The sequence below is a fragment of the Marinobacter mangrovi genome (assembly GCF_016798325.1).
Taxonomy (GTDB): Bacteria; Pseudomonadota; Gammaproteobacteria; order Pseudomonadales; family Oleiphilaceae; genus Marinobacter_A; species Marinobacter_A mangrovi.
Map to the genome: position 1 here is coordinate 130,044 of NZ_JAERVO010000004.1, position 12,608 is coordinate 142,651.

The 12,608-nt window shown below is 62.7% G+C and carries 12 protein-coding genes and 1 tRNA gene; 8 read left to right on the plus strand and 5 right to left on the minus strand.

What is annotated here, in order from left to right:
• Positions 1 to 35: 35 nt before the first annotated feature.
• From JL474_RS13590 to JL474_RS13605, 4 genes are all read right to left on the minus strand, one after another.
• Positions 36 to 110 (minus strand) — tRNA-Gln (locus JL474_RS13590).
• A gap of 19 nt (positions 111 to 129) precedes the next feature.
• Positions 130 to 984 carry a 4-(cytidine 5'-diphospho)-2-C-methyl-D-erythritol kinase gene (gene ispE, locus JL474_RS13595; RefSeq protein WP_123635751.1) on the minus strand — a complete coding sequence of 285 codons (855 nt, stop codon included), beginning with the start codon at positions 982 to 984 and terminating at the stop codon, positions 130 to 132.
• Entirely contained in the window at positions 981 to 1,619 is a 639-nt protein-coding gene (gene lolB, locus JL474_RS13600) for a lipoprotein insertase outer membrane protein LolB (protein ID WP_203142671.1), read from the minus strand. Before lolB ends, ispE begins: the two co-directional genes overlap by 4 nt.
• An 11-nt stretch (positions 1,620 to 1,630) precedes the next feature.
• Positions 1,631 to 3,382: a tetratricopeptide repeat protein gene (locus JL474_RS13605; protein ID WP_203142479.1), complete on the minus strand. Its 1,752-nt coding sequence runs from the start codon at positions 3,380 to 3,382 to the stop codon at positions 1,631 to 1,633.
• Positions 3,383 to 3,877: 495 nt separating this feature from the next.
• Here JL474_RS13605 and hemA point away from each other — a divergent pair, with 495 nt between their 5' ends.
• The 4 genes from hemA to JL474_RS13625 are packed head-to-tail and all read left to right on the plus strand — an operon-like array spanning position 3,878 to position 7,948.
• Positions 3,878 to 5,221 carry a glutamyl-tRNA reductase gene (gene hemA, locus JL474_RS13610; protein ID WP_203142480.1) on the plus strand — a complete coding sequence of 448 codons (1,344 nt, stop codon included), beginning with the start codon at positions 3,878 to 3,880 and terminating at the stop codon, positions 5,219 to 5,221.
• A gap of 46 nt (positions 5,222 to 5,267) precedes the next feature.
• Complete coding sequence (prfA, locus tag JL474_RS13615) at positions 5,268 to 6,353, plus strand: peptide chain release factor 1 (RefSeq protein WP_203142481.1); 1,086 nt, start codon at positions 5,268 to 5,270, stop codon at positions 6,351 to 6,353.
• Positions 6,346 to 7,209 (plus strand): peptide chain release factor N(5)-glutamine methyltransferase, encoded by an 864-nt coding sequence (gene prmC / locus JL474_RS13620; protein ID WP_203142482.1) that lies wholly within the window; start codon positions 6,346 to 6,348, stop codon positions 7,207 to 7,209. The genes prfA and prmC overlap by 8 nt, the downstream gene beginning before the upstream one ends.
• Positions 7,196 to 7,948, plus strand: coding sequence for a HesA/MoeB/ThiF family protein (locus tag JL474_RS13625; protein ID WP_203142483.1), 753 nt, complete (start codon positions 7,196 to 7,198; stop codon positions 7,946 to 7,948). Before prmC ends, JL474_RS13625 begins: the two co-directional genes overlap by 14 nt.
• Here the strand turns inward: JL474_RS13625 and phrB are convergent.
• Positions 7,942 to 9,345 carry a deoxyribodipyrimidine photo-lyase gene (gene phrB, locus JL474_RS13630; protein ID WP_203142484.1) on the minus strand — a complete coding sequence of 468 codons (1,404 nt, stop codon included), beginning with the start codon at positions 9,343 to 9,345 and terminating at the stop codon, positions 7,942 to 7,944. The genes JL474_RS13625 and phrB overlap by 7 nt on opposite strands.
• Before the next feature lie 209 nt (positions 9,346 to 9,554).
• Here phrB and JL474_RS13635 point away from each other — a divergent pair, with 209 nt between their 5' ends.
• Genes JL474_RS13635 through rimK form a run of 4 tightly spaced genes read left to right on the plus strand, consistent with a single transcriptional unit; the run spans position 9,555 to position 12,606 of the window.
• Positions 9,555 to 10,358 (plus strand): hypothetical protein, encoded by an 804-nt coding sequence (locus tag JL474_RS13635; protein ID WP_203142485.1) that lies wholly within the window; start codon positions 9,555 to 9,557, stop codon positions 10,356 to 10,358.
• A 7-nt stretch (positions 10,359 to 10,365) separates the two neighbouring features.
• Positions 10,366 to 11,253, plus strand: coding sequence for a mechanosensitive ion channel family protein (locus JL474_RS13640; protein ID WP_407944063.1), 888 nt, complete (start codon positions 10,366 to 10,368; stop codon positions 11,251 to 11,253).
• Positions 11,228 to 11,704, plus strand: coding sequence for an ATP-dependent zinc protease family protein (locus JL474_RS13645; RefSeq protein WP_123635742.1), 477 nt, complete (start codon positions 11,228 to 11,230; stop codon positions 11,702 to 11,704). Before JL474_RS13640 ends, JL474_RS13645 begins: the two co-directional genes overlap by 26 nt.
• The gene (rimK, locus tag JL474_RS13650; protein ID WP_123635741.1) at positions 11,701 to 12,606 is read left to right on the plus strand and encodes a 30S ribosomal protein S6--L-glutamate ligase; all 906 of its coding nucleotides are present in this window, start codon (positions 11,701 to 11,703) and stop codon (positions 12,604 to 12,606) included. Before JL474_RS13645 ends, rimK begins: the two co-directional genes overlap by 4 nt.
• Positions 12,607 to 12,608 lie beyond the last annotated feature (2 nt).

A 12,608-nucleotide genomic window follows, 5' to 3' on the forward strand; every position in this document is an offset into this window, starting at 1 on the left:
TTTCAGCGTTGAGTTCAGAAGAAGCGGGAGAAAGGTGGCTGGGGTGGCAGGATTCGAACCTGCGCATGACGGGATCAAAACCCGTTGCCTTACCACTTGGCGACACCCCAGTATCGTGCTTTTTCGGCATCAGTCTAGCTCTGTCAGCTTTGCGTGAAGCGGTGAGCGATTCACCCCTCTTGTGACGAACCCGGTGATGCCGGAGGGCTTAGAATCCCAAACCTCGCGGGCCTTGGATTCTGTTGGGAAACGTCCAAATATGCAAGCCCCGGTTCCGGTTAATCTTGCAGGTCCGAATTTTGAAAGCCAGTCCCGGCTTTTTTCAACCTCAGGATACAGCTTACAGACTATATCCTCACAGTCGTTTCGGTACCTTGAGGCGTCTCCCTCAAAAGCGGGCGCTATTGTGATCGGCGGCGTATTCCTTGTCAACCCTTCCTCGGAAAAAATCATTCCAGTGTTTATTTCGCAGTCAGGTTTGATCACAACGAACCAGTCTTCCGGGGGATAACAGGGGGTTAGGCGCTCACCGACGCCCTCGGCAAACGCGGCGTGACCACGTACGAACACCGGCACATCGGCGCCCAGTTGCAGGCCGAGTTCGGCCAGTCGATCGATCGGGATAGCCAGCTGCCAGAAATGGTTGAGGCCGAGCAGGGTGGTGGCGGCGTCGGAACTGCCGCCTCCGATACCACCGCCCATGGGCAGACGTTTGGTTAGGTGGATGTGGACGCCCGGCAGTTCACGTGCTGCTTCGGCTTGCAGCAGGCGCGCGGCCCGCATGATCAGGTTGCTGTCCTCAGGCACGCCTTCGATGGCCGGTTCCAGGATGACCTCAGAGCCGGCAGCGGGGGAGAAGGTCAGCTCGTCGCCGTACTCCAGGAACTGGAACAGCGTCTGAAGTTCATGGTAGCCGTCCGGGCGGCGGCCGATGATGTGCAGGAACAGGTTGAGTTTGGCCGGCGCCGGCAACGTAAACGTCATGACGAGGTGCCGAGCGCCTGCCATTGGGTGATGACCAGCCGTATGCGGCGCTCGCCTTTCAGGGCCGTGATGCGTGCCGGAAGCGCCGGGTAACCGTCAATGAACGACTGCCGGCGATCGATACGGATATCCCAGCCCTGCTGGCGAATGGCGGCCAGCTCGCCGGTCTTGTCGAACAGCAGCTCGAAGTCGTCGCCCGGGGCGGGCAGGCCGCGGATCCACCAGGTCAGACTTTCCAGCGGGAAATGCCAGCCGGTGGCCGCCTGGATCAGCTGCTGTGGGTCGTTGGATCGGTAGTTCTTGCCATCCGGCATGGTCAGGCTGAGGTAGCCGGGCATGCCTTCCAGTTCGGTGCGTCCAACGCCGAGGAACGCCGACGAAAGCAGCAGATGGTACTGCTCGTCCACCTGTTGCCACTGGTTGATGATGGCCGAGCCGCTGTCGTCGGGCTGCTTGACGGCCAGCTTGCCCTGCAGCTCCCAGCGGGTCAGTTGCGTCAGTTGGGCACTGCGCTGGGCCCAGTCCGCCGGCGGCTGGTTGGTCAGGCCGTCCGGCAGCGGCGCCTTGGGAACGCTGGCGCAGGCGGCTAATGTGAGGGTCAGGATCAGGGCAAAGCCGTAACGCAGGACAGTCATCGGGTACCGACTCAAAGATCCTGCTCCTCACCCAGCCGTTTCATGGTGGCGGGGATCTGGGTGTCGTCCGGGTGTTCGTCCAGGGCGCGGCGCCAGATCACGCGGGCCTGATCCTCGTCGCCGCTGACGTAGAGGGCTTCACCGTAGTGGGCGGCCACTTCCGGATCGGGGAAGGCGTCGTAGGCGCGACGCAGGAAGTCCAGGGCCTGGGCCATGTGGCCGAGCTTGAAGTGAACCCAGCCGACGCTGTCGAGGATGGCGGGGTTGTCCGGATCCAGCTTGAGGGCTTTCTCCAGCAACTCGCGCGCCTCCTTCAGGCGGTCGGTTTTCTCGGTGAGGATGTAGCCGAGGGCGTTCAGCGCCACGGCGTTGTCCGGATGGGTATCGATGATCTGACGCAGGTCGGCTTCCGCTTCTTCGGTGCGGCCCATCTGGTCGAACAGCATGGCCCGGGCGTAGCGGATACGGGCGTTGTCCGGGAACGTTTGCAGGGCCTCGGTGGCGGCGCCAAGGGCGTCGTCATTCTGGTCCAGGTCGAGCAGGGTGTTGACCTCGACCAGCCACAGGTTCTCGGCCAGGTCCGGCATCTGCTGGCGCAGCGCGCGCAGGTCCCGCAGGGCGTTGTCCAGATCGCCGCTGCTGCCTCGCAGGTGCGTGGCCCGGGACACCGCCGGGAGGAAGTGGTTGCCTTCACCAACCTGGCTGTACTGGGCTATGGCTTCCTCCGTGTCGCCCGCTTCGTCGGCAATGCGGCCCAAGTAATAGTGGGCCTCGCTGACGTGCTGCTCCTTGTCGATCAGGATCTGCAGCGACTCCTTGGCGTCATCGGTGTTGCCGTTTTCCAGGGCGACCAGGGCGTAGGACAGGCGCAACTCGGGCACGTCCGGGAAACGCGTCATCAGATCCTCGAACTGGTCTTCGGCGGCCTGCATCTGCTGTTCTTCGATCAGCATGCGGCCATACAGGGTGCCCAGTTTGCGATTGTCCGGGTAGCGGCGGGACTGGTGGCGCAGGTAGTCCAGCGCTTCCTTCTTCTGGCCCATCTGGTAGAGCAGGTCGCCGCGCAGGATGATGGCCGGCTGGAAGGCCGGTTGCTCGGATTCGTCCAGCAGCGGTTCCAGCTTGTCCATAGCGGCCTGGGTTTCGCCCTGGGACTTGAGCAGCAGGGCGATGCCGTACTGGATCTCACGATTGTCCGGGTGGCGTTTTTCCAGATCCTGGTAGAGCGCCAGCAATTGCGCCTGATCTTCCTTGGGCAAGCGAGCCGAGAGCGCCGCGAGATCGTCAAAATCCGCGTCCTCACCCTGGGCCAGGATCTGTTCCATGTGATAGAGCGCCAGATCGAAGTCCTTCTGGCGCACATACTGGATCGCGGCGACCCGATGGGCTTCAAGACTGTCCGGTTCGACTTCCAGCCACAGGTTGGCCAGTTGCAGCTGGGCGTTGTCGGCGTTCAGTGACTGGGCGATCCGCATGGCGCGTTTGATCACGCCAAGGTCCCGGGAGGATTTGGCCGCTTCCACATAATTGACCAGGGTCACGTCATAGCGGCCGCGCTGGGCGGCGACTTCGGCTGCCAGCAGGCTATAGAGGGTGTCCTGATCGAAGTCGGCGTAATTGATCTTGTCTTCGGGGGGCGGCGTGACGGCCTGCTGTTCGGTCGATTTTCCGGTATCGGTCTGATCGTCTGTTCCGGAGAGGTTGGCGCAGCCTGCGAGCCCGAGTCCCAGAAGGACGGTTACAACAGAAAAAACAGGTTTCATGGTACGTCCGATGGCCATTGGCTTGAGGGACCTCTGATTAATCCATTCGCGTGTCGTCACGTCTGTCAGTTCGTCCCTGTAAAAGTTCGCGGAACCGTTGGAAAAAGTTCCTGAGTCCGGCGCCGCTGAATCACTCCTGACGGTTCTCCACGCTGGGAATACGGCTCGATCTGGTGCGGCAAATCGACGCGGCATTCCGGTCGGGGCTGGTCGTTGTGGATCGCCATGACCTGGAAACGCAGTCCAGAGCGTGAAGTGCCCCGAAAGCCAGAGATGCTCTGGAGTGACTCAGAGGCTCCCTTATTGCTGGCTTATAATGGCACAAGGCTAAACGCTTGCCCAATGACTGTTTTCTCATGCGCTTCAAGGCGGATTCGGTACCAAAGTAGGTGGTGTAGCGGTAACCCGCGGGTAGCGCCATCGGGATGGCGTCGCTAGAATGACGTGTTAAGAAGCATCCTACATCCCGCTTTTTATACAGGTTTGCGCTGTTCGATGGCATTACTGACTCTGGGTATCAATCACCGTACGGCTCCCCTTGAACTGAGGGAGCGGGTGGCGTTCACCCCGGAGCGCATGGGGGAGGCTTTCTCCGCCCTGAAAGTCGTGGCTGGCGTCAGCGAAGCCGCCATCCTGTCCACCTGTAATCGCACCGAGCTCTTCCTTGCCGCCGAGGACGATTGCGCGAACGCTGTGCTGCGCTGGATCGCCGGTTTCCATGATATGGATGTCGACGAGCTGTCCGAGTCCTTCTATATCTACACCAACGCCGAAGCCGTGCGTCACATGATGCGGGTGGCTTCCGGGCTGGATTCCATGGTGCTGGGCGAACCCCAGATTCTGGGCCAATTGAAGGAAGCCTACGCGCTGTCCCGGTCCCACGGGGCCAGTGGCTCGTTATTGTCCCGTCTGTTTGAGCAGAGTTTCTCCGTGGCCAAGCGGGTCCGCACGGAAACCACCATTGGTGAAAACCCGGTGTCCGTGGCCTACGCCGCGGTGAGCATGGCGCGTAATATCTTTTCCGACCTGCGCCGCAACAAGGCCCTGTTGATCGGCGCCGGCCGCACCATCGATCTGGTGGCCAGCCATCTGCGCGAAGCCGGCGTGCCGTCCCTGATCGTGGCCAACCGGACGCTGGAACGGGCCCAGGAAGTGGCCCGGCAACACGGCGGTCATGGCATCCTGCTGTCGGAAATCCCCGAACATCTGCCCGGCGTGGACATCGTGATTGCCTCCACCGCCAGCCAACTGCCGGTACTGGGCAAGGGCGCCGTTGAGCGCGCCCTGAAAATCCGCAAGCACCGGCCGTATTTCATGGTGGATCTGGCGGTCCCGCGGGACATCGAGCCGGAAGTGGCGCAGATGGACGACGTCTATCTCTATGCGGTCGATGACCTGCGTCAGGTGATCGAGGACAACCTCCGCTCCCGGGAAGGGGCAGCGCGGGAAGCCGAGCGGCTGATCGAGTCCGGCACCGAAGACTTTCTGTATCAGCTGCGGGCGCTGGATGCGGTATCGACCCTCAAGCAGTACCGCAACCATGCCGAGGACCTGCGCGACCTGGAAGTCGAACGCGCACTCAAGCAGTTGCGTAACGGCGGCGATCCGGAAACCCTGCTGCGCAGTCTGGCGCGGGGGATCACCAACAAGCTGCTGCACGAACCGTCCGTCCAGGTGCGCAAGGCCACCGCGGAAGGCCGCACCGAAGTGACCTACTGGCTGCGTGAACTGCACCAGCTGGGCCGGGCCCAGGATGATCTGCTGGCACCCCCGTCAGCAGCGGACTCGACCGATGAGTCCGACCCTGCGCGCCAACCCCAATTCAATGATAAGATCTGACCACGTTTTTTCGGGACCCGCCCGGGTCCGCTGACCTGGACACTGCATGAAATCTTCGATTCAGACCAAACTTGATCGGCTCAATGACCGATTCGAGGAAGTGAGCGCGTTGCTCAGCGACCCGTCCATCATTGCCAATCAGGATCGCTTCCGGGATCTTTCAAAGGAATACGCGGACATCGAGCCGGTCGTCCAGTGCTACCAGGCCTATCAGCGGGCTAACGACGATGTGGCCGAAGCCCGGGAACTGCTCCGCGATGGCGATGCCGACATGCGGGAAATGGCGGAGGAAGAACTGGCGTCCGCCCGCCAGAAAGTCGAAGCGCTCGACGAAGAACTGCAGCGTCTGATGATGCCGAAGGATCCGGACGACGGTAAGAACGCCTTCCTGGAAATCCGTGCCGGTACCGGCGGTGACGAAGCGGCCCTGTTCGCGGGCGACCTGTTCCGCATGTACAGCCGCTTTGCCGAAAACCGCGGCTGGAAAGTGGAAGTCATCAGCGACAGCCCGGGCGAGCACGGTGGCTACAAGGAAATCATCACCCGGGTGACCGGCGACCAGGTCTATGGTGCCCTCAAGTTTGAGTCCGGCGCCCATCGGGTACAGCGGGTGCCGGAAACCGAATCCCAGGGCCGTATCCACACGTCCGCCTGCACGGTGGCGGTGATGCCGGAAGCCGACGAGGCGGATGCCATTGAAATCAGCAAAGCGGACCTGCGGGTGGATACCTTCCGCGCGTCCGGCGCCGGTGGGCAGCACGTTAACAAGACGGATTCCGCGATCCGCATTACCCACCTGCCGACGGGCATTGTGGTGGAGTGCCAGGACGAGCGGTCCCAGCACAAGAACCGCGCCAAGGCCATGAGTCTGCTGTCGGCCCGGCTGCAGGACGCCGAAACCGAGCGCCAGCAGCAGTCCGAAGCGGCCCAGCGCAAGAGCCTGGTGGGCAGTGGCGATCGGTCGGAGCGGATCCGTACCTACAATTTCCCCCAGGGCCGGGTGACCGATCACCGCATCAACCTGACCCTGTACAAGCTTGACGAAATCATTGCCGGCGATCTGTCCCCGGTGATCGGCCCGTTGCAGCAGGAGCGCCAGGCCGAGTTGCTGGCCAGTCAGGCGGATGAGTAACGCGCCCGACACCGTCGCCCGTCTGCTCGCCGATGCCGCCGCCCGTATTGGCGGTGACTCGCCCCGGCTGGATGCCGAGCTGCTGCTGGAAGCGGTGCTCGACCGCAATCCCACCTGGTTCCGCACCTGGCCAGAACATGAAGTCGCGCCAACGGATATCGCCCGTTTCAATACCCTCGTCGAACGCCGGATGACCGGCCATCCCGTGGCCCACCTGCTGGGCCATCAGGGCTTCTGGTCACTGACGCTGGAGGTCAGTGACCGCACACTGATTCCCCGCCCCGATACCGAGTGCCTGGTGGAAGCCGCCCTGGATCTGCCGTTGCCCGAACAGGCGCGCGTCCTGGATCTGGGCACCGGCACGGGCGCGATCGCCCTGGCGCTGGCCAGTGAGAAGCCGGACTGGTCGGTCCAGGCCACCGATGCGGTGGACGATGCGGTCGCATTAGCCCGTCGCAATGCGGAGCGGCTGGGCCTGCCGGTCCAGGTGAGTCGCAGCCACTGGTTCCGGGATCTGGCGTCGGCCCGTTTTGACCTGATCGTCAGCAACCCGCCTTACATCGCCGAGAGAGACCATCACCTGGACCAGGGGGATGTCCGCTTCGAGCCGGCGTCGGCTCTGGTGGCGGGTGCCGACGGGCTTGACGATATCCGCGAAATTGCCGCCACCGCACCAGACTGGTTGCGACCGGGCGGCTGGTTGCTGGTCGAGCACGGGTTCGATCAGGGCCCGGCCGTGCGCGATCTGTTTATGGCGGCGGGGTTCAGTAAGGTCGAGACCGGTCGGGATTATGGCAGCAATGACCGGTATACCCTGGGAAGAATCGAGAAGGGAGAAAACGATGCTGACGGATAACGAGCTGATGCGCTACAGCCGCCAGTTGCTGTTGCCGCAGCTGGATGTGCAGGGGCAGCTGCGTCTCAAGCAGGCGCGCGTGCTGATTGTGGGCGCCGGCGGCCTGGGCTGCCCGGTAGCGCTCTACCTGGGCGGGGCTGGAGTGGGCCATCTGGTGATCGCCGACGACGATCGGGTCGACGTTGCGAACCTGCAGCGCCAGGTGGCTTTTCGTCAGGCCGACCTGGATCAGCCCAAGGCGGGGCGTCTGGCGGAAGCCGTACGGTCGATGAACCCGGAGATCACCGTGGACGCCGTCGAATCGCGCCTCGAAGGCGATGCTCTGCGTACGGAAGTCGCCGCCGCATCTCTGGTGGTGGATTGCACCGACAACTTCGCCACCCGCTTTGCCATCAACCGCGCCTGCGTCAACGCCGGCGTACCGCTGGTGTCCGGCGCCGCCATTCGCGGGGAAGGGCAGGTCAGCGTGTTTGACACCCGGGATACGAAGCAGCCCTGCTATCAGTGCCTGTATCCGGACACCGGCGATGAGGATTTGCGCTGCTCCGAAGCCGGTGTGATCGGACCGCTGGTGGGCATGATTGGCGCCTGCCAGGCGATGGAAGCCATCAAGGTGTTGGCCGGTGTGGGCGTTTCCCTGGCCGGACGGCTTCTGCTACTCGATGCCTGGCGCATGGAGTGGCGTGAAATGAAACTCGCCCGCGATCCGGACTGCCCGGTCTGTCGCGAGCGTCACTGATCCTTTAACGCCTGGAACCGGGCGATCGCCTCTTTCCGCGTTTCCTTTAAATCCACAATCGGCCGGATATACCCCTTGGGCACCGTGCCACCGGCTGCGGGGTTGTGGATGCGCTTGTTGTCCAGATCCCGCAACTCCGGCACAAAGCGGCGAATAAAGGCACCATCCGGATCGAAGCGTTCGCTTTGGGTCGCCGGATTGAAGACCCGGAAGTAGGGCGCGGCGTCGGTCCCCGTCGAGGCGCTCCACTGCCAGCCGCCGTTGTTGGAGGCCAGGAAGCCGTCCGCCAGGTGGCTCATGAACCAGGCCTCACCCTGGCGCCAGTCGAGGAACAGGTTCTTGGACAGGAACATCGCCGTCACCATCCTCAGACGATTGTGCATCCAGCCGGTTTCCTTCAGTTGCCGCATCGCGGCGTCCACCAGCGGGATGCCGGTCTCGCCATTTTGCCAGGCTTTCAGATGGTCCTCGGAGGTGTTCCAGACCAGCGCCTCGGTTTCCGGTTTGAAGGCCCGGTGCATGCTCACTCGCGGGTAGTGATAGAGGATGTGGACGTAGAAGTCGCGCCAGCAGATCTCGTTGATCCAGCCCCGGATTCCGGTCGCGTCCTTCTGGTGGCGCATGGCTTCCTGCGCAGCCTGCAGGCACTGGCGGCCGGACAGGATGCCGCTGGCCAGGTAGGGCGAGACCAGGCTGGTGCCGTCGATCGACGGAAAGTCCCGATCCTCCTTGTAGCGGCCCGCCCGTTCTTCCAGGAATTCGATCAGAGCCCGGTGTGCGGCGTCTTCACCCACGGCGACCAATGACGGCGGTGGATTCCGGAAGGCTTCGGGTGTGGTCGGGCGTGGCGGTGCCTTGATTTTCGGGCCCTGGGGCGCGGGAATGGCCAGGCATTCCGGTTGCGTGGTCTCCACCCAGTCCCACCAGCGGCGGGAGAAGGGGGTGAACACCGAGTAGGGATCGCCCTGCTGGGTCAGCACGCTGCCGACCGGCGCAACGGTCTGATCCCGGTATTTGTGCAAGGCGATACCCTGGTCGGCCAACCGCTGGTGAGCGGCCTTGTCCCGGCGCCGTTCGTTGACGCCGTACTCCTCGTTGATATGGATCGTGGTCACGTTGCGTTCGCGTACGAGGGCTTCCAGTGCGTCGAGGCTGTCGTCAAACCGGTCCGCTTCCAGAATGTGCAACGGAATACCGAGGCCAGCCAGTTGCCTGCCAAGATCTTCCAGATGGTCGAGTACGAGTGCCACACGCGCCGGCGACCAGTCGTGCTCGGTCCATTGGCCCGGCGTCATCAGGAAGCAGGCTTCCACCGGCCCGTCACCAGCACAGGCGGCCACCAGGGCGGGGTTGTCGGCGACCCGGAGATCGTTGCGGAACCAGGCGAGCTGCGTCATGTCATGTCCTTTCACTGAGTTGCCGTGAGCCAATGCTACCCCATGTATTCGCGGCCCCCGGATGTTTGGATTATAGTTAAATGAAATTATTGGATTTTATGGGCAACTCCCCATGGGGATTAATGCTTACTTGAGCGAGTCCGCGTTCCGGTCTAAATAGTGCGCCAGGAACCGCCCATCCCCATTTCAAGCGAGACACACGACAGACCATGGAGCAGGCACAGGATGCCCCCGGCCGCTGGAATCACGCTTTTGCGCTGCAGTCCGGCCAGACCCAGAAACACGAACTCAGTGAAACCCGGCTCTGGGTGACGCTGCTCGACAATGAATGGCAGGTCCGCTGGGAGCGGGATGCCGGTGAAACGGACCGGACCGATTGGCGCCAGTTGGTCAGCCACGTCCTGCCCGGCAGCGAAGTCAAGCAGCACCGCTTTATCCGCCCGGATGAGGGGGGCGACGTGCTGTTCATGCCGGCGCTGGCGGACCGGCCGACCATGATCCGCCCCTATCAGCCGCTGACCCTGCCGGCCGGCCGTGAGTGCACCATCTACGTGGCGACCCTGGTGTGGTTGCGCATCCTGGTGGGCAATACACGAACCCAGTTGATCGAGCTGCCGCTGGCAGAGCCGTCGCTGACCTGGGTCGGCCGATCCACGATGGACGGCGAACTGTGCTACACAGCGCCCACCTACGCCCGGCTGGTGCTGGATGCGGTGCCCAAGCGGCCGTGGCGCGCCATCAGCCCGGTGCGGATCTGCAACCGGCGGCCGGAGCCCCTGCTGCTGGAGCGCTTCAGTCTGCCGACACAATATCTGTCGCTGCACATGAACGATCGCGGCCAGCTCTGGACGCCCCGGGTGACCGTAACCTGCGACACCGATATGGAGCATGCGGCCATGCGGATTTCTCGGCGTTTGCCGTCGGAAGCCGGCGCCTGCGAGATGCTCGCGGCCGGTCGCATGCGCTATGACCGGGGCGTGCTGACCAAGGCGCTGGACCGGATTTTCGGATAGGAGACGATTGTTGGACGGAATTGGACAAGCGCTGACCACGGAGTTGGGCGGTATCGACTGGTTTGCCTGGATCCGGGTGGCCATCCTGCTGGCGCTGGGGTTTGTGTTGGCGAGCCTGGCTTCGAGAGGAATGGGTGGTTTGTTGAGCAGCCGCTCCTCGAGGCATGTGACGGCGATGTTCGGACGGCTGGTGTTCTATGCTGTCTTTGTCATCTTTATCATTGCGGCACTGCGGGAAGCCGGTTTCGCGCCGGACGTCCTGCTGGGGGCGGCCGGCATTCTTACCGTTGCCATTGGCTTCGCCTCCCAGACTTCCGCCTCGAATATGATCAGCGGACTGTTCCTGCTGGTGGAGAAGCCGTTCGAGATTGGTAACTTCATCGAAGTGGATGGGACCATCGGCGAGGTGATCGGGATCGACATGCTCAGCGTTAAATTGCGAACGGCGGACAACCTGTACGTCAGGATTCCCAACGAAACGCTGATCAAGACGCGGGTCATTAACCGCTCGCGCTTCCCGATTCGCCGCCTCGACCTGAACGTTGGCGTGGCCTATCGGGAGGATTTGAAGCGCGTTCAGACCTTGCTGCTGGGGCTGGCTGGCGACAATCCGGCTTGCCTGGAGGAACCGAAGCCGTTTGTCCTGACCACCGGTTTCGGCCCATCCTCGGTAGACCTGCAGTTTTCGTATTGGGTCCCGGCCGACAAGGTGCTTGAAGGCCGCAGTTCCATGATGGAGGCCATCAAGGCCCTGTTTGACCGGGAAGGCATTGAGATTCCTTTTCCGCAGACGAGCGTTCACGCGGGCAGCGCCTCAGCGCCTTTCCAGGTGCAGTTGATTCCGGAGAAGAACCGACAGGAAGGAACCGATGACGACAAGCAAGAAGAACGTTGATCCCCTGGCGCTGACGCCACTCGGCTGGCGCGAATGGTTGGGCCTGCCCGATCTGGGTATCGATCGCATCAAGGCAAAGATCGACACCGGAGCACGCACCTCCTGTTTGCACACGTTTCGAATGGAACCCTACACGGAGAAGGGAGAGCGCCGTGTCCGATTCTGGGTCCACCCGGAACAGAACAACCTGCACTCGGTGGTGGAATGCGATGCCCTGGTGCTGGACGAACGGATGGTCTCGGATTCCGGCGGCCACCGCGAGCAACGTCTGGTGATCAGCACGAACGTGGTGGTGGGCGAAGCCCACTGGCCCATTGAAATGACCCTGACCAACCGCGATACCATGCGCTTCCGCATGCTGTTGGGGCGCACCGCCATGTCCGGCCGTGCGCTGGTCGTTCCCGAACACTCTTATCTGGCCGGTGATCCGGCCCCTGGGAGCTCTAAATGAAGATTGCCGTGCTTTCTCGCAACAAGTCCCTGTACTCCACCCGCCGACTGGTCGAAGAGGGGATTAACCGCGGGCATGATGTGCGGGTAATCGACTGCCTGCACTGCTACATGAACATCACCTCCGCCAATCCGGAGATCCACTACCGAAAGGAAATCCTGGACGATTTCGATGTGGTGATCCCGCGCATTGGTGCGTCAGTGACGTTTTACGGCACCGCCGTGCTGCGCCAGTTCGAGATGATGGGGGTGTTCCCGGTCAACGAGTCCGTGGCCATCAGCCGCTCCCGGGACAAGCTGCGTTCGCTGCAGCTGCTGGCACGCAAGGGCGTGGGCATGCCGGTGACCGGATTCGCCAACAAGCCGGATGACGTGCCCGAGCTGATCCGCATGGTGGGCGGCTCGCCGGTGGTCATCAAGCTGCTGCAGGGCACCCAGGGCATCGGCGTGGTGCTGGCGGAAACCCGCAAGGCGGCGGAAAGTGTGATTGAGGCCTTTATGGGCCTGAAGGCGGATATCCTGGTGCAGGAGTTCATCAAGGAAGCCGGCGGGGCCGACATCCGCTGTTTCGTGATTGGGGACAAGGTGATTGCGGCCATGAAGCGCCAGGCGGGCGAGGGCGAATTCCGCTCCAACCTGCATCGCGGCGGCACGGCCTCCCTGGTCCGTATCTCTCCCGAAGAACGCCGTACGGCGATTGCGGCCGCCAAGGCCATGGGCCTGAACGTGGCCGGGGTGGATCTGCTGCGCTCCAGCCGTGGGCCGCTGGTGATGGAAGTGAATTCGTCACCGGGCCTGGAAGGTATTGAGACCGCCACCGGCAAGAACGTGGCGGGCATGATCGTCGACTGGACGGAAAAGAACCAGAAGCCGTGGAAGACACGGACCAAAGGGAGAGGCTGACG

Bases quoted from the DNA above. Each gene is read 5' to 3' on its own strand.
- ispE (WP_123635751.1), bottom strand. From the start codon at position 984: ATGACGTTTACGTTGCCGGCGCCGGCCAAACTCAACCTGTTCCTGCAC.
- lolB (WP_203142671.1), bottom strand. From the start codon at position 1,619: ATGACTGTCCTGCGTTACGGCTTTGCCCTGATCCTGACCCTCACATTA.
- JL474_RS13605 (WP_203142479.1), bottom strand. From the start codon at position 3,382: ATGAAACCTGTTTTTTCTGTTGTAACCGTCCTTCTGGGACTCGGGCTC.
- hemA (WP_203142480.1), top strand. From the start codon at position 3,878: ATGGCATTACTGACTCTGGGTATCAATCACCGTACGGCTCCCCTTGAA.
- prfA (WP_203142481.1), top strand. From the start codon at position 5,268: ATGAAATCTTCGATTCAGACCAAACTTGATCGGCTCAATGACCGATTC.
- prmC (WP_203142482.1), top strand. From the start codon at position 6,346: ATGAGTAACGCGCCCGACACCGTCGCCCGTCTGCTCGCCGATGCCGCC.
- JL474_RS13625 (WP_203142483.1), top strand. From the start codon at position 7,196: ATGCTGACGGATAACGAGCTGATGCGCTACAGCCGCCAGTTGCTGTTG.
- phrB (WP_203142484.1), bottom strand. From the start codon at position 9,345: ATGACGCAGCTCGCCTGGTTCCGCAACGATCTCCGGGTCGCCGACAAC.
- JL474_RS13635 (WP_203142485.1), top strand. From the start codon at position 9,555: ATGGAGCAGGCACAGGATGCCCCCGGCCGCTGGAATCACGCTTTTGCG.
- JL474_RS13645 (WP_123635742.1), top strand. From the start codon at position 11,228: ATGACGACAAGCAAGAAGAACGTTGATCCCCTGGCGCTGACGCCACTC.
- rimK (WP_123635741.1), top strand. From the start codon at position 11,701: ATGAAGATTGCCGTGCTTTCTCGCAACAAGTCCCTGTACTCCACCCGC.